The sequence below is a fragment of the Nonlabens xiamenensis genome (genome assembly GCF_003865345.1).
Lineage (GTDB): Bacteria > Bacteroidota > Bacteroidia > Flavobacteriales > Flavobacteriaceae > Nonlabens > Nonlabens xiamenensis.
Genome location: NZ_RMVE01000001.1, coordinates 915,599 through 938,187 on the forward strand (window position 1 = coordinate 915,599; position 22,589 = coordinate 938,187).

A 22,589-nucleotide genomic window follows, 5' to 3' on the forward strand; every position below is an offset into this window, starting at 1 on the left:
TTTATGAAACTTTGGGAAAAGGGCTTGGCCATCGATAAAAAAATGGAGCAATTTACCGTGGGAAACGACCGCCAAACAGATCTATACATCGCAACTTATGATGTGCAGGCATCTCGAGCGCATGCCCGAATGCTTAAAAAGGTAGGGATGCTATCAGAAGCCGAATTAAACCAACTAGAGTTAGGGTTGGACCGGATCGATCAGGAGTTGGAGCAAGGAACTTTTGTCATCAATGATGAATTTGAGGATATTCATTCCAAAATTGAATACGAACTCACCGAACAATTGGGTGAAGTAGGCAAAAAAATCCACACGGCCAGATCCCGAAATGACCAGGTATTGGTGGCTTTGCAATTGTATTATAAAGATAACCTTAGTCAAATCAGAGGCCAGGTTCATCAGTTGTTTGAGACCTTATTGTCGCTAGCCGAAACCTACAAAGACAAGCTTCTTCCTGGATATACACATTTGCAGGTAGCCATGCCGTCCTCTTTTGGTTTGTGGTTTTCTTCTTATGCAGAATTACTGGTTGACGATGTTTATATGCTGGACGCTACTTTGAAAGTGGTGGATCAGAATCCGCTGGGAAGTGCAGCTGGCTACGGGAGTTCATTTCCTATTGACCGGGAATTTACCACGGATCAATTAAATTTTGCTGAGCTAAAATACAATGTAGTAGCTGCCCAACTCACCAGGGGAAGAAATGAGCGCATCATTGCTTCCAGTCTGGGGCAAATTGCGCAAACCTTGTCCAAGGCCGCTATGGATGTGTGCTTATATATGAGCCAGAATTTTGGATTTATCAGTTTTCCGGATGCATTGACTACTGGGAGTAGTATAATGCCACATAAAAAAAATCCAGATGTTTTTGAACTGATCAGGGGGAAATGCAACAAGATACAGGCACTACAAACCGAAATGCTCTTGATCTCCCATAACCTTCCTAGCGGGTACCATAGAGACTTCCAATTATTGAAGGAAAATCTGATACAGACCATAGAAGATCTTAAGGAGGTCTTGGATATTTTTGATTATGCGATCCGTCAGATTATTATCAAGGATATTGATCTAAACGAGCCCAAATATGAATACTTATTTACCGTAGACAACATCAACCAGTTGGTCGTGGAAGGTGCCAGTTTTAGAGATGCCTACCAACAGATCGGCCAACAAGTACAGGAGGGCAGTTATGTGCCAGATCGGTCCAAGCAGCATACCCATTTAGGAAGTATGGGCAACCTGGGTCTGGACCAAATACGCAGTAAGTTTCCTGATCAGGCTTAGGACAAAGGAAGGTTTTACCATTTATAGTCCAGTATTGACTTCAGCATGTTACAAATGATTCATTTAAAAGTTGCTTACTACAATTCTGCCCTTATAAAATGGAAGTTGTATGTTTTTAAACTTCTTTTGTACAGATTTTGATTCTTCCATTTAATGTGGTTTAACAGCGACGTATATCACTATAAAGGGATTTTAAGCTACCCACTTTTCAATTTGTAAAATACTTAAGTGAAGAGAAAAAGGGATTCAAGTTTATAATCACACCGCTATTGCTTATGCTTGGTATTGTTAGCTAATTTTTATTTATCTGAATTGTTTCGGCTTTTGTCCGTTGCTTGCCAATTTTGCAATTTCATCAATGCGGTTTTGTCTGGTTTCTTGTCGCTTGGCAGAAACTACCCAATACAATAACATTTTTTTGGTGGATTTGCTTTGCCTGTCAAAGTAATCAAAAGTATTTTTAGAACTCATCAATGCTTCCTGTAAGTCTTGTGGCAAGATCAATTGCTCTATTTCATCTAAAATTGTCCAAGAACCGTTTTGCTTTGCCACTTCAATACTTTTCAAACCAGATTCTTTCATCAAACCAATTTTAATGAGTTGTTCTACTTTCTCCTTGTTGAATTTTGACCAAGTACTCTTCGGTTTTCTTTTTGAATAATATTGCCGATAACTGAATTCGTCAATGGTCTGTTTTTTGCTATCAATCCAACCAAAACACAGAGCCTCATCCACCGCATCACTCCAACTAATAGATTTCTTTTCTGACTTGTATTTATAAAACACGAGCCATACAGATGTCTTGGTTTTGTGATTTTCCACTAACCAATTTCGCCAATCTGTACGGCTTGTTGGACAAAATGTATCTATGTTTTTATTTGACAACTGTGGCTTCTAATTCTATTGTCAAAGTAGCGAAAAGTGCTTTAATTTCAAGTAAGCTTGTTGCTTGTTTTATACCGTACTTTTGTAAAAAAGGCACATACACATCCATACATGTTGTGAAAAAATCTTGTGTTGAAGTTGTGTAGACATTGAGTCTTACAATGTTTTTACATTCATATCCGGCATCATTGATCAGCGTTTCTAAATTCCGAATGGTTTGAATTAATTGAGAACGCATATCTGCGGTACTTGGCACACCGTTCTCGTCGATGGCAACCTGGCCGGAACAGTACAAAGTTCCTTCTACCTTTTTTACTTCTACAGCTTGTGCAGAGTTAGTTTGTTCACCCCATTTCCAAGGGTCAATCGTTCTTTTTTCCATTTTAAAATATTTTACTCATTTAACTTGAGACAAAACTAAATTGGAGTTGTGACAGCCCTATGTCAGGGGTGGAAATAAGCCTAATAATATTTATCAAAATACTCTTGCAAGGTCATTTTGTGTGGTTCAAAATATTCGTTGAGCACTTGTAATTTTTTAATTCTGTCTAAACGGAAAAACCGAAATTCTTTCCGTAAACGGCAGTAAGCAACTAACAACCAATTTTCCGTGCTTAGAAGGGCAAATGGTTCTAAAATTCGAGAGGTGGGCTTGTTGTCAGCATTTAAGTAGTCAACACTGACAAGTAGAAAATTAGTCAAGGCAAATTGTAATTCGGATAAATTGTTACTGTTTCTTTCGCGATTCAGGTTTTGACTGAATCTTGTCCTTTCAGATAACAAATTGACTTTGTCTTGAAGATTGTATTTCAAAACCGCTTTGACTTTTTCAATTGCTTCTGAATACTCTTTTACAAAGGAAGCATCTTTGTTTTTTAATACTAATTGTTCGGCTGTGATTAATGCGTTGGCCTGAGATTCAGTAAACATTACTGGCGGAATTTGATAACCTTCCATTAATGAATAGCCTTTGCCTTCTTCTGTGATGATGGGAACTCCAGCTTGTTCCAATGCTCGAATGTCTCTATAGATTGTTCTAACGCTTACCGAAAACTTGTTGGCTAATTCTGTTGAAGTCAAAAGTCGCTTCGTTTGCAACTGCGTTAAAATGGCAGTCAATCGTGGAAGTCGTTTTGTTTCATTTTCGTTCATTCTTTATTTCTCGGTCGTTGTTCCCTGTGTGGTATGGGAAATTTACGGGCTTTAATCACTAAGTTTTCAGAAAGCAAGATACTTTTTTAACGCAAAAACGATCCAAGTAAACACTTAAATCGCTATTGCTTATACCAGTCTATATTGTCCTGCGTTTTTCTAACTTCCACAGCTAATAATTTTATAAACTTCCAATCTCCTCTTTCCATCGATTCGCCAACCGTTAGCTCCATAATTTCCTTGCCAAGCGATAGCGTCTCGGTAACAGCATCCTTCCATTCATCATGACTTGTTGGAATACCTAACTTGTCAGAAACAGCATTGACGTTAAATGCTAGAATAACACCCTCTTTTTCCATTTTTTTTACTTTCTCTCTAGTAATAGTAAGATTTTTCTTCCATTTTTTTGAATTCGTCCCTTGAGGAACTTTCGCTCCGACAGTCAGTCCTTTTTTAATCTTAAAAACTGGTTCAAAGTTTTCATCAAAAATAACTAGACCATAAGCACCTTTTCCAGTGCCTGACATCCCACTTCTTCTAACATCAAAGCTTACGTCTAATTTTAAATTGTCGCCAGATTTGTACAGGTGATACGACCTTTGGCTCTGGTCTCTCCCTTTGTACTTTTCATATTGTCTTTGGCAATGGTCTGTCCAAATGAATACATTCCGACAAAAAGGAACATAAAACAAATCAATAGATTTTGAGTTTTCATAAATTTATAGGTTGATAATTATTCCTCTAAAACTATTATTCAGGGTTTTATGCTACAATACCTATACTGGGGATTTTCTCGAATGCATTGCATCAGACTTCTTCCGAATATGAAAAGCAGGGCTGGAAATAAGCGATCACCTGTTGGATGTAATGCAAGCAGAATAACAACCATGTGCTGAATTAAAAAGTGCTGAAGAAAGTGTTCTTAACTCAGTTCTTTATGGGCCTGCCTCTTTTTGTAGAAGAATTCAAGTAAGAATGAAAATATAATTATTCCAACAGCGACGATTACACCTATACTATTTGTCCCAAATTGCTGAACTAATAGCGTTATGAATGCTAAAATACACAACACACCAGCCAAGAGGTGTATCCATTTTTTAGAGTTTAATTCTTTGTGTTTTTTATATCCAATAAAGTTGACCACTGCAAAAATCAAGAGAAAACCAGCACTTCCTGCGGTAGATATGCTTTGTAAATTGAAAAGGTTGACCAATGCAACAGATAAAATGGCGGTTACCAAAAATCCTATTGGTTTACCCCAAAATTTGTGGCAAAAATATTTTGGTAATTCGTTGTCTTTGGCAATATCGTAATTGACACGACCACTACCTAGAACAGTGGCGTTAATGGCAGAAAATGTTGATATCAGGGCTGTTATAGTAATTACTGTAAAGCCAATATGCCCCAAGGTTGGTTCAGCAGCCTTGGCCAAAACGTAATCTTGAGCGCTTGCAATTTGATTGAAAGGTAAAGCACCTACGGTAACGATAGCAATCAAGATATATAGGACAATAACAAACCCCACTGCTCCAAAATAAGCCTTTTCGGTATTTTTATCTCTGTTTTTCAGATCGGAAATCGAGTTGGCAATCAGCTCAAAACCTTCATAGGCTACAAAAATTACCATTCCGCCGGAGAGCAGGAGTAGTGGGTTTTCCCAATTTGGTGGTGAAAGCTGATGTAAATTTTCTGGATGGTTTGAGAGTCCGTAAAAGCCTATACCTATAAAAGCTATTAAAATCAGTAGTTTAATGATAACTGCAACAGACTCTATGCCGCTCACTAATTTTACACTCAAATAGTTAATCAACAGGGCCAACAAGAGAATGCTCGTTTGATAAATATGTGTATCAATATTTTTTGAACCGGTGATTGAAATTAATTCGGCACCATAAGAACCAAATGCCGAAGCATAGAGCGCAAGCATCACAATATAACTGAGCCAAAGAAGATTGTTAATGCCACCTGAAAAAATTCCTTGACCAAATTGGCTATTAACGAATTCAACAGTACCGCCATCTTTCGGATATTTTTTTGAAAGTTTGGCATAGGAATAGGCGGTTAATAAGGCAATTAAGCCTGCAAAGCAAAACGCAACTGGTGTTCCACCTTTGGCTAATGAAACTGCAAGGCCAAGCACGGCAAAAATTCCACCTCCCACCATACCGCCAATGCCGATGGAAATAGCATCTTTTAAACTTATTTTTTCATTCATAGGATGTTGTCTTCTCAAATCTCCCCCTCCTGAAATGTCTAAAGGTTATTCCCAAAAACTATCGGGTGATGTAGACCGTGTTTGTCTATCATTTCAGGTGTTTATCATCTAAAGATAAATCTAATCTCACAGAGTTGTAGAAGTAAATTGGGTTTTTAGCGGCAAGCTTTGCCTATTTGTCAACTTCACTTGAAGAGCAATAATAGCATAAGAACAATGAACACAGCTCAAATTAAATGATTACGGTAAGTACAAAGCAACGCAGGTGAACAGATGAGAATGGAACCCCATCGTTAAGCCAGTGTCAGTTTGATCACTCAAAATCAAAAAGGCGCTCATTTCTCCGATGGGTAGGTCAAATGAGAGTAAGATATATTGACCGCTCAGGCGGTGAATCACCTAGAGGGTGTTGAGCGAGTTACATCGTATGTAAATCTTCACAAACCATTGTGAAAAGGGAGAAGTTAGTCCTTATTTGGAGACTATAAATATTTCATTATTAACGGATTAAAATTAATAACACCGTTGAAAATTTTAAAAACACAATTCATAAAAGCCGTAGTCGTGGTGGCGCCTTTATTTTGTCTCTTTAATAATAATGTTCTGGTAGTTGTAGGGGATTTCTATGTTTTCTCGGTCAAAACGTTCTTTTATTGAGCGCAGTAGATCACAATACATTATAAATCCATTGGCTGCATTGTCCGAATAGGCCCAAACTTTTAATGTAATGGAAGAATTTCCCAATGCGGTAACTCTTGAAACAACTTCAGGCACATTATTTTCTACATCTGCTGCAGTTCTATTATCTATATGTAACGGATGTTTTAAAACCTCTTCTTCCATCAATTTTAAAGCTCTTCCAATGTCGGAATTATATCCAATTCCAATTTCAATCATTTTACAAATTCTCGTGTCATTTAAGTTGGTATTGACAATAACATTAGAGCTAATAACTGAGTTGGGTACTACAATCCTATTATTTTCAAAATCCCGAAGAACCACTTGTCTTAAATTAATTTCTTCGACAGTTCCAGTATAAGTTTGGTTAAATGTAATTCTATCGTTGATTTTGAATGGTTTGAATATCACAATGAGAAATCCACTCATGATATTACTTAAGGCCTGTTGCGATGCTAACCCTGCTACAAGTGATATGATTCCAGCACCTGCTAACAAAGAATGACCTATAGTCTTCATTTGAGGAATTTGTATCAGAGCAAATGAAAAACCTACAATAAAAATAAGTGCTGTTATAAGGTTCGTTACAAAGAGGTAGCTTGTAGGATCAACATGTTTTGTTTTTACTAAGGAATCTATTTTTTTCTTGGATAAATACTTAAAAATCAAAGCAAAAAAAATGGTTAGCGCAATTATAATTCCGATGATGATTATCATTTTAAAATCAGTAAAAAAGAAGCTATCAAAATCTATTATCATTTTTTCTTAAGAGTTTTTAATTTTTTATGTCCTTTATGGACAGGAATTACAAGGAATGTAATATGAATAAAGTTGACGATAAGTCGCTTATACTTATGTTTTTATTGTGCTTATTATTTCTTGAATACTTTTTTAAGTTTCCCAAGAAATCCTGATTCATTGCTCTTTCTTTCCTTAGTCATTTCTTTTTCCTTGTTATGCACTTCATTAACAAGTTTTCCTGGCTGCTCGTCATCATCTCGATGTACCCTTTTGACCTCAGGCACTTTCAAACCAGAAAGGAGTTCGTACTGTTCTTTAGCCTTTTTGAAAATTTCGATTTCTGCTTTTGTTCTTGTGTCTACTTGGGTCATTTCAGGGAAAAGTCCACTTGAATTTTTAACAGATTCACATTCAAAATCACTCAACATTCCTTGGTAGATTTGAATAGCTTGTTGTGTTTGTCCAACATTCGCATAAGATTCAGCAAACTGTAATAAATCTTTTCCTATATCTTCCTTCTTTAGTAAATTTCCAATTGAGGTAGTTATTTGAGCTTTTGAAGCAGAAATATTAGCTATTGATTTTAGATCATTCTTTTCTTTAAGCAAATCAATAAATTCTTGGAATTTTGCTCTCAAATCAGAATGCACTTTATAAATATCAATATCAGATAAATAAACTCCATTTCTCATAGCGGTATCTGCCATAAGTTTTGTGAATCCACCAGTCTTAAAAGCCAACTGAACTAATATGTCTGAATATTCTTGAAGTTGTTCTTCATCAATTTCTGATTCATTAAGTGCTTTATAGATCTCTAAACCTTCAAAATATTCTTCATGATATTTTCAGCTTTAAAACTTTCTCTGTCAATCGTAACTTTTCGTCCTTTAATTACTTTGAAAAGGAATTTATGAATATCAAATGAATTTTCAGAATTCGAGAGTTCCTGTTCAAGTTCTTCAAATTTATTCTGTTTTATTAGATCTATCATTTTTGTTTTAATGTCAAATCCTAAAATGTCTAAAGGTTATTCCCAAAAACTATCGGGTGATGTAGACTGTGTTTGTCTATTATTTCAGGTGTTTATCATCTAAAGATAAATCTAATCTCATAGAGTCGTAGAAGTAAATTGGGTTTTTAGCGGCAAGCTTTGCCTATTTGTCAACTTCACCTGAACAGCAATAATAGCATAAGAACAATGAACAAAGCTCAAATTAAATGAATACGGTAAGTACAAAGCAACGCAGGTGACCAGATGAGAATAGAACCCCATCGTTGAGCCAGTGTCAGTTTGATCACTCAAAATCAAAAATGCGCTCATTTCTCCGATGGGTAGGTCAAATGAGAGTAAGATATATTGACCGCTCAGGCGGTGAATCACCTAGAGGGTGCTGGACGAGTTGTCATTTAAAATTTAATCATTTCTAACTCATCAAAGTCTTTTATTTCAGACAGTGTAATTAGGTTGTTTATTTCAACATTACTCCAAGTTTCCTTAAACATTTCGTCTTCACCTGCTGCATTTTTATTTAAGTTTTCCTTGATTAGTTTCTTTTTTGTCAAAAAATTGATACTTGTTTCTGTCAGTGTGATTGGTCCACGATTGCTACTTGAATCATACCCAATCAATTCAAAATTTGAGTTTTGATATCTGAAGGTATATTCCCAATATCCATATCTGCCGTGCCCGTAATGGATGTAAAGCTTTTCGTTTTCAATTTTAATCCATAATTCTGGCGGGAAATAAACTCCGCCATCTTCATTTTCTGATGAAAAGCAGTTATAGTTTTCATCGGCTAGTTGATAACCTTTCTCACTTTTAAATAAGACAATAATTCCACGTCTATTTCTGTCCACTTTTTCGTCAAAACGATTGGTGACGATGTTAGCTGTATTCGTCTCTTTGATGATTAAAACACAATCCTCCAACCCGTCTTTATTGAGGTCTCCAAAAACCTTGTCAAATTCAGTATATCCTTTCGGAATGAAATCAGATGGTTCTTTACCCGGTTTTTTAAAACCTAGAAATATCAGTATAAGAATGGGCAACAGGAATAAAATATTTTTCATTGTGTATTTAGCTTTTGGCAGTTGATTGAAATGTCTCACAACATTGTTCTTTATCGCGAGTTGGCTGTGTAGGGAACGCGAATTTGTCGATTTAGTATTGTTTTGTTTTCGTAGATTATTATTAAGACTAGAATTGGCATGGTTCTCAAGTCGGATCAAGTTTTGCTGCTGGGTTGCTTTCCGCACACTGTATAAGGAGCAGCAGAGTGAAACATTAAACCACATGATATAAAATGAGGGTTCAAATCACGCAAAACTCGTTAAATCCACTCAAATCTACCCATATTTAATAAAGATCTCTGAATCATCGCATGCTTGGGTAGGTGTTATTCAGTGTACATCATGAATGGTTTCACTTTTTTCGCGAAAGCCTTTGTTCAAAAAATAGTCTGGCATTTTGATCGATGTTCCACAAAGCCATACATAAAAAAAGCACTCCGTAGAGTGCTCAGTTCAAGGGTCGTTTCTAAGGCGGGTAGTCCGTCCTGCCGGTTGGTTGGTTAGGTGTTCGGCAGGACGTGTTCCCCAAGGGGAGGCCAATTCAACGCTTCCTAAATAATGGTACTTTGTCCTAAATGCACATTGGCAAAATTGATATTGCTATCATTAGGATGGCTAATAAAATCTTCAATAAAGTCACCCACTTTCGACGTGGTTATTTGTGTGTTTTCGGGATGCAAGTCGGGGGTAGTTATTTTTAATTCCAGGGATCGATCCACAGCAGTTTTGATCATGCCAGCCTCACTGTACAAACCAAAATGTTCCAACAACATTGCCGCGCTTAAAATAGAGGCCAGCGGATTAGCAATTCCTTTACCAGCGCCCTCTGGAAACGAACCGTGGATAGGCTCAAACATCGCATGTCGATCTCCTACAGAGGCCGAAGCTAGCAATCCGATGGATCCGCCGATCACACTGGCTTCATCGCTGATCACATCGCCAAAAAGATTTTCGGTCAGCACCACATCAAATTGAGTGGGTCGCAAAATCAATTGCATAGCGGCATTGTCCACAAACAAAAAGTCCAACTCCACCTCAGGATAATCGGTCGCAATATCCTTGACGACACGTCTCCACAACCGGGAGGTCTCCAGCACATTGGCTTTGTCTACCAGCGTCACTTTTTTACGTCTGTGTTGCGCTGCCTCAAAAGCCTTTCGGGTAATGCGTTCGATTTCTTCTACGCTGTACGCACATAGATCCGAGGCCTGTTGGCCATCTTCACTCAAATGCTTTTCGCCAAAATAAATTCCGCCAGTCAACTCCCTAAAAATTGAGATGTCGGTCCCGGCAATCCGCTCCTTTTTTAAAGGCGATTGTTCCAGTAAGGCATCATAGGCCTGTACCGGGCGTATATTGGCATACAACCCCAATTCCTTACGCAGCTTTAACAACCCCTGTTCCGGTCGTACCGCAGCATTAGGGTCGTTGTCGTATTTAGGGTGTCCAATGGCACCAAATAATATGGCGTCTGTTTGTCGGCACAATGAAAGACTTTCTTCCGGCAAGGGATCATTGTGCGAATCAATAGCCGTAGCTCCAACTGGCGCATGGGTAAAAATAAAATTGTGGTCAAATTCCAAGGCAATCGCCTTCAATACCTTGATGGACTCGGCCGTCACTTCAGGCCCAATCCCGTCGCCTGGCAATACAGCAATCTCTAATTTCATAAACTTGTGGTGCTAAGTTGATTTTTGTTTTCTGGGCGATTTCCCTGGCTGCCCACAGCCAGAGAACCGCGCTTTCCGTTATATTCCCGATTTCCATCGGGAGATGCCACTGCAATCGCTATCGCAAGAGCATCATAGCTTACTTCCTGCCTTTTCAAAAGCAGCAATCTTTTCTTTTTTGCTTAATAAATAATCTATATCGTCATATCCATTGAGCATACAGGTCTTTTTATACACATCAATGTCAAAATCTTCCTTAAATGAGGTGCCTTCTACCTTGATATGTTGTTGTTCAAGATCTACAACCAATCGGATGTCAGGTTGGCGCTGGATCGTGTCCATCAGTACTTTTAAAAAGTCAGGCGTTACTTGTACGGGCAGCAGTCCGTTGTTCAGGGCATTTCCTTTGAATATATCTGCAAAAAAACTGCTGACAATTACCTTAAAACCATAATCTGCCAAGGCCCAGGCTGCGTGTTCTCTACTGGATCCACAACCGAAGTTATTCCCTGCCACCAAAATCTCGCCTTGGTAGGTGGGATCGTTTAATACAAAGTCCTTTACGGGTTTTCCCTCCTTGTCAAATCTCCAGTCCCTAAAAGCGTTATCGCCAAAACCTGCACGGGTGGTCGCCTTTAAAAAACGCGCCGGAATGATCTGGTCGGTATCAATATTTTCAATCGGCAGTGGGATCGCTCTGGATGTCAATCGCTCAAATTTTTCCATAGTGTTATAATGCTTGTGGTACCCGTTCTGTAATGTCTACAATTCTTCCTTCAACTGCCACCGCTGCGGCCATCAGCGGGCTCGCCAAAATAGTACGACTTCCGGGACCTTGACGGCCTTCAAAATTTCGATTGGAAGTAGAAACACAGTAGGCGCCGGCGGGAATTTTGTCTTCGTTCATGGCCAAACAGGCGCTGCAGCCGGGTTGACGCAATTCAAAACCAGCTTCTTCAAAAATCTGTTTTAAGCCTTCCTGCTCAATTTGTGCTTCTACCTGTTTACTGCCAGGAACTAACCATGCGGTTACTTGTGGGGCTTTTTGTTTTCCCTTAATATAACTGGCGGCTGCCCTGAAATCTTCAATACGCGAGTTGGTACAACTACCGATAAATACATAATCTATAGGTTGATCCAGTAAGGAGCTACCTTGTTTAAAATTCATGTATTGGAGTGATTTTTCAAAGGATGTATTAGAAGCTACAGGAATAGGTTCACTGATTTTAATTCCCATGCCTGGATTGGTACCATAGGTAAGCATGGGCTCAATATCCTGGGCGTCAAATTCATATTCTTTGTCAAATTTGGCGCCCTGATCCGTCGGCAGACTTTTCCAATACTCCAGTTTTTTATCCCAGTCGGCACCAGTAGGAGCAAATTGTTTTCCTTCTAGATAATCATAAGTGGTCTGGTCAGGTGCGATCATTCCGCCTCGAGCGCCCATCTCAATGCTCATGTTGCAAACGGTCATACGTCCTTCCATGGACATATTTTCAAATACCTCGCCAGCATATTCGCAGAAATAACCAGTGCCGGCATTGGTACCTACTTGCGAAATGATATACAGAATAACATCCTTAGGCAGAACTCCTTTTTTTAATTTGCCGCGAACGCTGATCCGCAAACTTTTAGGTTTGCTGAGTAATAGGCATTGACTGGCAAAAACCTGAGCGACCTGGCTTGTACCTATGCCAAAGGCAATAGCGCCAAAAGCTCCATGGGTAGAGGTGTGGCTGTCACCGCATACAATGCTCATTCCTGGCTGGGTGATACCCAATTCTGGTGCCATCACATGAACGATACCATTATAGGGGTGGCCCAAACCATAAAGAGTAATACCGTACTTTTCGCAATTTTCGGTGAGCTGTTGTAATTGTTGTCTGGACAAGGCATCCTTGACCGGTAAGTGTTGGTTTTGGGTAGGCGTATTGTGGTCGGCTGTGGCGACGATCTGGTCGGGTCTAAAAACAGGAATACCGCGGTTTTCCAATTCCTGGAATGCCTGCGGACTCGTAACTTCATGGATCAGGTGTTTGTCAATATATAGCACCTGTGGGCCATCCGGAATGGATTCTACCACATGTGCATCCCAGACCTTATCAAATAATGTTTTCTTCATAAATCTTTCTCAATTTTCTTTTCATCCAGCACTATTTACACTTGTTTCTCAACATTCAGCACCAGTCTTTCAATTTTAAGCCGATATAATTTCTCTGTACAAATGACTGTTTTCTACGATGATATGGATGTCCTGATCGTGCACTTCTTTATGGCGATCTGCATAATCCAAAAATTGCTGATATACCTGATCCAATTGCAATTTGGTCAATTCGTAGCCTACCTGTTTAGCCCGATAGGCGAGTGCAGCCCGTCCGGATCTGGCGGTAAGCACAATAGCCGACTCGGTTACTCCAACTTCTTTGGGATCTATAATCTCATAGGTCTCTCGATTTTTGATCACTCCGTCCTGGTGGATTCCCGAACTATGAGCAAAGGCGTTGGCACCTACGATAGCTTTGTTGGGTTGGGTACGTATTCCCATATGCTCACTTACCAGCTGACTCATTCCATAGAGCATGGTACTATCGATGCGCGTATCCATGTTCAAACTGGGATGTTGTCTCAAAATCATGACTACTTCTTCGAGTGCGGTGTTTCCCGCACGTTCTCCAATACCATTGATGGTACATTCAATTTGTCGAGCACCGTTAATGACACCTTCGATAGAGTTAGCGGTAGCCAACCCTAAATCATTGTGGCAGTGGACGGAAAGAATAGCTTTGTCGATGCCTTTTACGTGTTCTTTGAGGTATTTGATTTTGGCCCCATATTCTGCTGGAAGGCAATATCCTGTCGTATCTGGAATGTTCAGTACGGTTGCACCAGCTTTAATCGCAGCTTCACAGACCCGGGCTAAATAAGCATTATCAGTACGTCCAGCATCTTCGGCATAAAATTCCACATCTTCTACAAAGGATTTGGCGTATTTGACCGCATCATAAGCCCGTTGGACAATACTTTCCCGATCCGAATTGAACTTAAACTTTATATGCGAGTCTGAGGTGCCTATCCCTGTATGAATTCTAGGTTTGACTGCTTTTTCTAAGGCCTGAGCCGCGGTTTTGATGTCTTTTTCTACCGCCCTGGTCAGACCACATACACTGGCGTTTTTGACAATCCTTGAAATGGCATCCACCGATTCAAAATCTCCAGGACTGGACACTGGAAAACCAGCTTCTATCACATCGACGCCTAACTGGTCCAGTTGACGTGCGATCTTTATTTTTTGCTCGGTGTTTAATTTGCATCCGGGAACTTGCTCACCATCCCTAAGGGTGGTATCAAAGATCTGTATGTTTTGGATCGCCATACTATTGCAGGTTTAGGGTTTTTACCAAAGACTAAGTTATATTTACCAGCTTATTCCGTTGGGTAAAAGCCAGTTGTATATACGATGTTCAAACGGGAAATAATTTTTTAACGAACTGATAATTAAACAACTATAACAATCTTGGCATGATAACTAAAGGTCAAAACGATATGCTTTTTACCTTGATCAAGTCCCTGACGAAGTCAGAAAAAAGGCAGTTCAAACTCTATGTGGGTAGGCTGGACGTCAATCACCACAGTAAATTCCTGTCACTTTTTGATGTGCTCAATAAGGCCAAATCCTACAACGAGCGAGACATCCTTCAATCTACCGAGGTCACCAAAAAACAATTGGCCAATGTCAAGATGCATTTGTACCGTCAAATCCTGGTGAGCCTTAAACTTAACCCGGCCCACCAAAACATACGCTCGCAAATCCGAGAACAAATGGATTTTGCTTCCATCCTTTATCACAAAGGCCTATACAAACAAAGTCTGCGGATTCTGGATAAAGCCAAGGAACTGGCCGTTTCTCACGAGGAGAAAAACCTGGCTTTTGAGATTGTCGAACTGGAAAAGGTGATCGAAAGCCAGTACATCACCCGCAGTATCAGCACTCGTGCAGATGAGCTCTGTATACAAGCCAAGGAACTGAGCGCCGCCAATGTAATTGCTTCCAAATTGTCTAATTTGTCGCTGCAGCTTTACAATATCTTGCTCAAGACGGGTTATGTCAAAGACGAAGAGCAAAGCAAACGCATTACCGAATACTTTTCTGCACGTCTGCCCAACTATGACTTGCGACAATTGGGTTTTAGGGAGAAACTTTGGTTATACAAGGCCTATTTATGGTATAGCTTTTTAATGCAGGATTTCCTGAATTGCTACAAATATGCCTTAAAATGGGTGGAGCTTTTTGAGGAACATCAACATATGATTCAACTCAATCCGGTATTTTTTCTCAAAGGAAACAATTACCTGCTCGAGGCCTTGTTTTTTCTCAAGCAAAAAGTAAAGTTTGACCAGCGCTTGCAACAGTTTGAGCAAATCACTGCATCCAACAGTTTTCCGAAAGATGAGAATATTGAAGCACTGGGCTTTCTCTATATCAACCTCAATCGGATCAATGCCCATTTTATTGACGGTAGTTTCAAACTGGGATTGGGGCTGATTCCCAAAATCGAAAAACAATTGCCAGCATATACCGATCGTATCGATGAGCATCATGAAATGGTATTTTACTACAAGTTTGCCAGTATGCATTTTGGGTCAGGCAACTATGCCGAAACCGTGCACTATCTCGATAAGATCACGGGTAACAAATCATTGACCGTTCGCGAGGATTTACTTTGTTTCTCCCGTATCCTGAGCTTGATCGCGCATTATGAAGCAGGGCAGGATGAGCACCTGGACCAACACCTGCGTGAGGTCTATAAGTTCCTGATTAAAATGAATGATCTTTATGCAGTTCAAAAAGAGATGATCAAATTTATCCGTGGCTTGCAGGATATTTATCCGCATGACTTAAAAAATGCGTTCAGGGAACTGTTGGAAACATTGCGGGTCTATGAGGATCACCCCTATGAACGTAGGGCCTTTTTATATCTGGATATCATTTCTTGGTTGGAAAGCAAAGTCTACAACAAACCAGTGGATCAGGTCATACGGGACAAATTCCTGGCACAATAAGATCAATTCTTGTCAAAATATCATTCTGAAGCGACAATATTCTACAAGTAGATGAAGTCCTGGACTACACCCGAAGAAAAAATATTACATTATTTAAACGACTGATAAACAGAGTTATATCTATTAATTATCTTTACCCTACTAATTTTATAGACAAAAAATGTCGTCAATAATTTGGATATTCCGATTATATTTTTGAATCTTTACACTCACGTTCATAACCATACTGAAATTATCAAGAAAGGACGAGGGAACAGACCCATCGACTCCTTAGCAACCCTTCATTTAAGTCGACAATAAAATGAAGAAGGTGCTAATTTCTGCCACGCCTATTAGGGTGGACAAGATGATGCAAACAAAATGTAGGTTATTCTACCACAAGTTTCTTTTTTGATTTTCCATTCCGTAGCATTTACGGAAAGGGAATTCCTATTTCTCATTGGTTCTGGGCATTCAATAATTTTTTAATTTTTAAAAGAAACTATTATGTCACAACAGTTTTCAACCCAAGCCCTTCATGCAGGTCATGATGTTAAGAACAATGGCGGTACACGTGCCGTTCCATTGTATCAATCCACCAGTTATGTGTTCAACAACAGTGATCACGCTGCCAATTTATTTTCTCTGGCCGAGCCTGGTTTTATTTACACCCGTATCAACAATCCTACGGTAGATGTGCTGGAACAGCGATTGGCCGCACTAGAGGGAGGAATTGCCGCAGTAGCTACCGCCTCAGGAACAAGTGCGATCTCCACCACTTTATTGACGCTATTGCGCGCAGGCGACCACATTGTAGCCAGCAACTCGCTTTACGGCGGTACCTACAATTTGCTGTCGGTCACCCTACCGCGTTTAGGGATCACTACTACTTTTGTCAATCCCAATGATGATGACGCTTTCGCGAAAGCGGTACAAGAAAATACCCGAGCTGTATTTGTCGAGTCCTTGGGGAACCCAAAATTGGATGTACTTGATCTGAAAAAGATTAGTGCACAAGCCAAATCAGCTCGTATTCCTTTAATTGTCGACAATACGGTAGCTACCCCTTATTTGCTCAATCCTATTGAACACGGAGCCAATATCGTGATCCATTCCCTGACCAAATACATCAATGGAAACGGAACGGCTTTGGGAGGTGTAATCATTGATGCGGGAACCTTTGACTGGACCAATGGAAAATTTCCGGAATTCACTGAACCTAGTCCAGGTTACCACGGTTTGGTTTACAGTGAAGCCCTGGAAGCAGCAGCTTTTATCGCCAAGGTGCGTATTGAGGGACTCCGTGATCTGGGAGGTGCTATTTCACCTTTTAATGCCTGGCAGATCATCCAGGGATTGGAAACCTTGCAACTGCGAATTGAAAAACATTCCCAAAATGCCCTGAAATTGGCAGAGTGGTTACAGGACCAATCCGAAGTCGCCTGGGTCAACTACCCTGGACTGAAAGACAATGAATACTTCAACCTGGCCCAAGAATACTTGCCTAAAGGTCAAAGCGGTATCGTAACTTTTGGGGTCAAGGGTGGCTATGAATCGGCCAAAAAGGTAGTGGATCAGGCGCAAGTATTTTCGCTGCTCGCCAATATCGGTGACAGTAAATCCCTGATTATTCACCCAGCCAGTACCACGCACCAGCAACTTAAGGATGAAGACCAGCTCAGTACCGGAGTCACCAAGGATTTGATCAGGCTAAGTGTGGGATTAGAAAATGTCGAGGATCTGATCCAAGATCTGGAACAAGCTTTTGCCAGCATTTATGCCAAGGCGACCGTTTAAATGTCCAAGAAATTAGAACATATCACATTGACTGATTTCCAGCTGAAGTCTGGAGTCAGGCAGGATTTGAACCTCAGTTATCAGGTCAGTGGGCGCAGCTTACACAGTGCGCCCATTATCCTGGTGACACATGCGCTGACCGGGAATTCTTCGGTAGGCGAGTGGTGGCCTGAATTGGTCGGAGCAGGTAAATTGATTGATACGGATCAATATACAGTGTTGTGTTTTGATATTCCTGGCAACGGTCATGATGGTATTGTTGACCATTTGGTTTTTAATTACAAAGACTGGTGTCTGGCTGATGTGGCCTCCGCTTTTGCGAAAGCGATACAACAATTGGGTATCGATTATATTGAATTGGGAATAGGAGGGAGCATTGGAGGTGCATTGCTTTGGGAATTACTGGTCCAGCAACCTGGTTTATTGGGAACCATTGTCCCTATAGCGGCCGATTGGAAAGCCAGCGACTGGGTAGTAGCTTGCTGTCACATCCAGGAAGAGATTCTACGTACGTCGAATTCGCCAGTTGCCGTAGCTCGTAAACATGCCATGACCTTTTATCGGTCACCCATCGGACTCAAAGAAAAATTTGCTCGTCGTCGAGATTCATCAGCCTTTAAAGTTACGGGCTGGCTCGATCATCATGGTAGAGAATTAAAAAGCAGATTTTCCTTGCCTGCCTACCGATTGATGAATCACTTGCTGTCATCGGCAGATGCGGCTGGTGAATATGCACAGGATCTCAAACAAGCCATTGCGACATCTGAAACAGCCATTGAGATGATCGCTATTGACACAGATGGACTTTTTGTAGCGGCTGAAGATCGGGATACCTATGAATTACTCAAGAGTACGGGTCGGGTGGAATACCACGAGATTGCTTCGGTACATGGGCATGATGCCTTTTTAATCGAGCATGATCAGGTAGCCGAGATATTGGCTGCTATTTTTGAACGCCGTGGCCTCACAGGATGCCCGGCACAACAGACAACGGACCGAAAATGTATATCGGTCTAATGATCTATCCAAAATTTAACTAATGAAACAAATACATATTTACCTATTCGGTATAGGTAACGTGGGCAGTACCTTGATTAAACAGGTGCTAGATGCCCAAACCTATTTTAAACGGAACCAGCATATAGATTTGCGTATCGTGGCCCTGGCCAATTCGACCAAAGTGCTGTTCAAGCCAGAGGGTATAGATCAGCACTGGCGGAACGACTTTGCCCTGGAAGGAAAAACGCGAGAAGCCGATAGCTTTTATCAATTTTCTCGGGTTGATGACCAAGAAAAAATTGCCGTTGATGCCACGGCTAGTCAAGCTTTGTCTCTTTGTTATCCGGAGTTGATCCAACATGGATTTCATGTGGTGACAGCCAATAAGATAGCCAATACCTTAGGACAAAATTTTTATGACCAGTTGAGAATGCTGGCTCGACAACATCAACGCAGTTTTGCTTATGAGACCAATGTAGGAGCTGGTCTTCCTATCGTGCAAAGTATTGCCGATCTCGTTGCCTGTGGTGAAGAAATCTTTACCGTGAATGGCGTTTTTTCAGGATCGCTGAGTTATATCTTCAACCGTTTTTCAGAAGAATCACAATCTTTTTCTAGCATAGTTCTGGAGGCCTTGAGTGAAGGTTACACCGAGCCTGATCCCAGAGAGGATCTTGCGGGCAATGATGTAGCGCGGAAATTGCTGGTGCTGGCTAGGGAAACCGGATTAAAATTGGAATTGGAAGATATTGAAGTAGAAGACCTGATCATTCCTGACTTAAAATCGGCCAGTCTCAACCAATTTCTAACCAAAATCACAGCCTTAGATCCGCTGCTCGAACAACGTAAGCGTGAATTAAAGCCTCATCAAGTCCTTCGTCATCTAGGAGAACTAGACGTTCAAAATGCCAAGTTGCAGGTGCGGTTAAAAGCGGTGGACAGGGATAGTCCTGCCGGGCAATTGCAGGGAAGCGATGGTTTTTTTGAGATCTATTCAGAAAGTTATGCGGCACAACCATTGGTGATCAAGGGAGCTGGTGCGGGCAAATTGGTTACGGCGCGTGGTCTGCTGTCTGATGTAATAAAGGTCGCCAAGACCAATTGTCAAAAACTTATAGAAGTTTAACGTTACAATAAAAATAGATCGGCAGGACTTTTATTCTGAAAGTTCTGCCAATCGTTTCTTTAACGCTTCAATTTCCAACTGTTGCTCCTGTACCGCTTTGACCAACACTGGAATCAGTTGTTCATAATCTACAGCCAGGGATTTGTCCATGTCTTCGCCTACCTTTACGATACTGGGAATGGATTCCTGTAGCTCTTGGGCGATAAACCCAAATTGCTGACGTTGTTTTGGATCCTGTGTATAGGTGTATTGATAAGTCTGCAGGCCTTTAATGGTTTCTAAACCTGTGCTAAGTTTTTGGATATTACTTTTTTTTCTGCGGTCAGATGTTCTGAATGCATTTCTATAGTAGAGTTCGTTCCAAGAATTTGCACTTTGACCTAAATTTTTAACGCCGTCTGCTACGGGAAAATGCGCAAAATCACTGAACATATAATCTGCAGTCGTATTACCGCCACTACCGATGTTAATACGTAGTCCTCCGTCGGTCGCATTGTCATTGGTATGTATACCTTGGGTGTAAACCCTTCTGAAATGTCTGCTAAATATCCCAAGATCATAACCAGTAGTGCTTACATTGTCAGTAGCATTGACAACTGGATACATCCTGTTTTGGTCCACTACCAATTTATCGCTTCCATTGAATCTATAAACCAATAGCCCATTGACATCAGAATTCCTTATACGTAAAATGTTGTCTGTTTGAGTGAACTCAGAAAAATCGTTTCCTCTCTGAATTCTTAATCCTTGTCCATTGGCCGTGGTCTGTAAATGTAATTGCTGATCTGGTGCTCCAGCACCTATCCCAACTTGTCCGCTGGTATCAAAAAACATGCGCTGCGTGGAATTCGTGGCCAAGACCAGGTCCACATTATCTGTGGTACCTAAAAAATTACTGGAGGGGTCTGTACCAGCGGTGGTTCCAGCGTTCCCAGAAATCTTCCAGAACTCATCGCTGCCTCCCTGATTGGCGGCGGTCGTAGGTGTCAAAAGCGGCTCCCACATAGTTCCATTCCAAAAGTGAAATCCTTTTCCTGTCCCTGTATTGACATTATAAACCAGAAGACTTTCCTCCATGTTTCCAGTGATGGGTGCTTGATCATTCAAGTTGGCGATATTCACCCTGGGCAACAGTAATCCTTTATCGCCCAGGCTGGTCGTGATATGAAGGATACTGCTTTCGGCTGGTACGTCTGTACCAATACCTACTTGGGCAGAGGAGAAGACGGTAAAGAAAAGCACGAAAAGTAAGATTGGTTTCATATATCTATTTTTATTGATATACGATATATGGCTGCCGCACGGTTGTTAAATGTGCGTTAAATTCGATAATAAACCTAGGAATAGAAACAGGTGATTTGCTTTCGCGAAAGCGGGGACTCTACGCGATTTATTTGGCCAGATTGAAACTAAAACAGGTGAATTTACCCAGTTCTGAATGTACATTAATAACTCCCCCTAGGGTATTGACGAGCTTCTGGACAGTAGAAAGTCCGATCCCGTGTCCTTTATAACCTTCGCGATCGTATTCACCTAGTGTAGAAAACAATTCAAAAATTCGGTCCAATTGATCCTCGGGAATACCTCTACCATTATCAGTGATTTTAAATAGATAATGAGAGTCAGTTTCCTCGAATTCGATATCGATCACTGTTTCAATTTTGTCATTGTATTTAATGCTGTTCCCTATAAGATTCAAAAATATTTGCTCCAAGGCAACCCGGTTGCAATAAATATTATGATTCATCTCTGGCAGATGAATATCACAATGGTGCTTGATATTGATGAGTTCGATGATGTTTTCCAATAAATCATTCAGATCAAAATTGCTGCGGTCATCGATTTCATATGAACTACTCTCGTAATGTTCCAAAATGTTGGTAATGTAATTGCTAAGAGAGATAGAAGATTTTTTAAGATAGGAAAGGTATTCTTTACCGGTATTGTCGATGGTGCCGGCATACTTTTTATTTAGGATATCTGAAGTGAGAATCAAATTGGCCAAAGGCATTTTCATATCATGGGAAACAGTTCCAGCAAAATCTTTAAGCAAATCATTGTGTTTTTTAAGCTGGGATTTGGAATTTTCTAGTTGTAGATTGAGCAGTCTCAACTTCAGTAGCTCCTGAACCTGTGTGGCCAGATGGGTAAGGGATCTTTTTTGTCGTTCTGACAATTTTTTGGGTTTATGATGCAGTACACACAACGTACCCAAAGCATGGCCATCCGGACTGAGAATTGGCATCCCAGCATAAAAGATGACTGGATTTTCAACATTTTGAACAAGGGGATTGTTTTGGAACCTGTGATCTTCTCTGGCATTGGTAATTTCCATGATCGACATGGGTTGCATGATCGCATGAGAGCAAAAACCGATGTCCCGGTTGGTTTCACAAAAATTCACCCCTATTTTACTTTTGAACCACTGCCGATCCTTATCTACCAAAGAGATCACCGCGGTATCTGTTCCGCAGATTTCTGCTGCTAATTCAGTGATGTTGTCGTATTGTTTTTCTGGAAGGGAATCCAGAATGTTGAGTTGATGCAAGGCCGATAATCTAGCCAATTCATTCACTGGTTTTTGGGCAATCATCATACGGCTGAATTTAGGAGGTGGAAATCTATAAGTATTTACCTACGCAAAGGTAGTTTAAATATTGTACAAAAACTTTGAACAAATCAAAAAATAGGTAAGGATAAAACGTTTAACCTCTTGATACTTAGTTAACGAACTGTATTTCAATTTGTTTACAATGACTGTAATTGTCAAAAATGAGCTACTGTCCTGATTATTTTTGCCCGAATTTGGATGGATGGATGGATGGAAGTATCTTTTCAGCGTTACGATTTTAAAAGGTATTCCAATTTGATAACTGAAGAGATTGTTGATCCAATATTTTATGCAGTGCATAATAACGTAGAATGAATTAGA

20 protein-coding genes and 1 riboswitch are annotated in these 22,589 nt (G+C 40.4%); of the genes, 5 read left to right on the top strand and 15 right to left on the bottom strand.

Annotated features, from left to right (window positions below; translation table 11 throughout):
* Positions 1-3 precede the first annotated feature (3 nt).
* On the top strand, positions 4-1,284 hold the full coding sequence (argH, locus tag EGM47_RS03995) for an argininosuccinate lyase (protein WP_124979451.1): 1,281 nt from the start codon (positions 4-6) through the stop codon (positions 1,282-1,284).
* Positions 1,285-1,587: 303 nt separating this feature from the next.
* Here the strand turns inward: argH and EGM47_RS04000 are convergent, their stop codons facing one another.
* The 13 genes from EGM47_RS04000 to EGM47_RS04055 form a co-directional block, all read right to left on the bottom strand.
* Positions 1,588-2,106 (bottom strand): YdeI/OmpD-associated family protein, encoded by a 519-nt coding sequence (locus EGM47_RS04000; protein WP_240642181.1) that lies wholly within the window; start codon positions 2,104-2,106, stop codon positions 1,588-1,590.
* Between the two features lie 52 nt (positions 2,107-2,158).
* Entirely contained in the window at positions 2,159-2,551 is a 393-nt protein-coding gene (locus EGM47_RS04005; RefSeq protein ID WP_124979453.1) for a RidA family protein, read from the bottom strand.
* Between the two features lie 80 nt (positions 2,552-2,631).
* Positions 2,632-3,321 (bottom strand): helix-turn-helix transcriptional regulator, encoded by a 690-nt coding sequence (locus EGM47_RS04010; RefSeq protein ID WP_124979454.1) that lies wholly within the window; start codon positions 3,319-3,321, stop codon positions 2,632-2,634.
* Positions 3,322-3,443: 122 nt separating this feature from the next.
* A complete protein-coding gene (locus EGM47_RS04015; RefSeq protein WP_124979455.1) occupies positions 3,444-3,848 on the bottom strand; it encodes a hypothetical protein in 405 nt (134 codons plus the stop codon).
* 35 nt (positions 3,849-3,883) lie between these two features.
* Positions 3,884-4,036: a hypothetical protein gene (locus tag EGM47_RS16275; protein ID WP_164510815.1), complete on the bottom strand. Its 153-nt coding sequence runs from the start codon at positions 4,034-4,036 to the stop codon at positions 3,884-3,886.
* 207 nt (positions 4,037-4,243) lie between these two features.
* Positions 4,244-5,536, bottom strand: coding sequence for an APC family permease (locus tag EGM47_RS04020; protein ID WP_124979456.1), 1,293 nt, complete (start codon positions 5,534-5,536; stop codon positions 4,244-4,246).
* Positions 5,537-6,112: 576 nt separating this feature from the next.
* A complete protein-coding gene (locus EGM47_RS04025; protein WP_124979457.1) occupies positions 6,113-6,973 on the bottom strand; it encodes a mechanosensitive ion channel family protein in 861 nt (286 codons plus the stop codon).
* A gap of 113 nt (positions 6,974-7,086) precedes the next feature.
* A complete protein-coding gene (locus EGM47_RS04030) occupies positions 7,087-7,662 on the bottom strand; it encodes a hypothetical protein (RefSeq protein ID WP_124979458.1) in 576 nt (191 codons plus the stop codon).
* Between the two features lie 700 nt (positions 7,663-8,362).
* The gene (locus EGM47_RS04035; RefSeq protein ID WP_124979459.1) at positions 8,363-9,025 is read right to left on the bottom strand and encodes a hypothetical protein; all 663 of its coding nucleotides are present in this window, start codon (positions 9,023-9,025) and stop codon (positions 8,363-8,365) included.
* Between the two features lie 551 nt (positions 9,026-9,576).
* A complete protein-coding gene (gene leuB, locus EGM47_RS04040) occupies positions 9,577-10,695 on the bottom strand; it encodes a 3-isopropylmalate dehydrogenase (RefSeq protein ID WP_124979460.1) in 1,119 nt (372 codons plus the stop codon).
* Between the two features lie 132 nt (positions 10,696-10,827).
* Positions 10,828-11,421: a 3-isopropylmalate dehydratase small subunit gene (leuD, locus tag EGM47_RS04045; RefSeq protein WP_124979461.1), complete on the bottom strand. Its 594-nt coding sequence runs from the start codon at positions 11,419-11,421 to the stop codon at positions 10,828-10,830.
* 4 nt (positions 11,422-11,425) lie between these two features.
* The gene (leuC, locus tag EGM47_RS04050; RefSeq protein WP_124979462.1) at positions 11,426-12,817 is read right to left on the bottom strand and encodes a 3-isopropylmalate dehydratase large subunit; all 1,392 of its coding nucleotides are present in this window, start codon (positions 12,815-12,817) and stop codon (positions 11,426-11,428) included.
* 75 nt (positions 12,818-12,892) lie between these two features.
* Positions 12,893-14,068 (bottom strand): 2-isopropylmalate synthase, encoded by a 1,176-nt coding sequence (locus tag EGM47_RS04055; RefSeq protein WP_124979463.1) that lies wholly within the window; start codon positions 14,066-14,068, stop codon positions 12,893-12,895.
* Between the two features lie 146 nt (positions 14,069-14,214).
* On the opposite strand from EGM47_RS04055, the gene EGM47_RS04060 reads away from it, so the two are divergent.
* The 4 genes from EGM47_RS04060 (at position 14,215) to EGM47_RS04075 (ending at position 19,657) form a co-directional block, all read left to right on the top strand.
* Positions 14,215-15,756 carry a hypothetical protein gene (locus EGM47_RS04060; protein ID WP_206052103.1) on the top strand — a complete coding sequence of 514 codons (1,542 nt, stop codon included), beginning with the start codon at positions 14,215-14,217 and terminating at the stop codon, positions 15,754-15,756.
* Positions 15,757-15,985: 229 nt separating this feature from the next.
* Positions 15,986-16,109, top strand: a riboswitch (SAM riboswitch).
* Positions 16,110-16,242: 133 nt separating this feature from the next.
* The gene (locus tag EGM47_RS04065; RefSeq protein WP_262707049.1) at positions 16,243-17,532 is read left to right on the top strand and encodes an O-acetylhomoserine aminocarboxypropyltransferase/cysteine synthase family protein; all 1,290 of its coding nucleotides are present in this window, start codon (positions 16,243-16,245) and stop codon (positions 17,530-17,532) included.
* Entirely contained in the window at positions 17,533-18,549 is a 1,017-nt protein-coding gene (locus EGM47_RS04070) for an alpha/beta fold hydrolase (RefSeq protein WP_124979465.1), read from the top strand. It abuts the gene before it with no gap.
* Between the two features lie 22 nt (positions 18,550-18,571).
* The gene (locus tag EGM47_RS04075) at positions 18,572-19,657 is read left to right on the top strand and encodes a homoserine dehydrogenase family protein (RefSeq protein WP_124979466.1); all 1,086 of its coding nucleotides are present in this window, start codon (positions 18,572-18,574) and stop codon (positions 19,655-19,657) included.
* 30 nt (positions 19,658-19,687) lie between these two features.
* Here the strand turns inward: EGM47_RS04075 and EGM47_RS04080 are convergent, their stop codons facing one another.
* Both EGM47_RS04080 and EGM47_RS04085 read right to left on the bottom strand, forming a co-directional pair.
* Complete coding sequence (locus EGM47_RS04080) at positions 19,688-20,920, bottom strand: tail fiber domain-containing protein (protein ID WP_124979467.1); 1,233 nt, start codon at positions 20,918-20,920, stop codon at positions 19,688-19,690.
* A gap of 127 nt (positions 20,921-21,047) precedes the next feature.
* Complete coding sequence (locus tag EGM47_RS04085; protein WP_124979468.1) at positions 21,048-22,253, bottom strand: sensor histidine kinase; 1,206 nt, start codon at positions 22,251-22,253, stop codon at positions 21,048-21,050.
* Between the last annotated feature and the right edge of the window lie 336 nt (positions 22,254-22,589).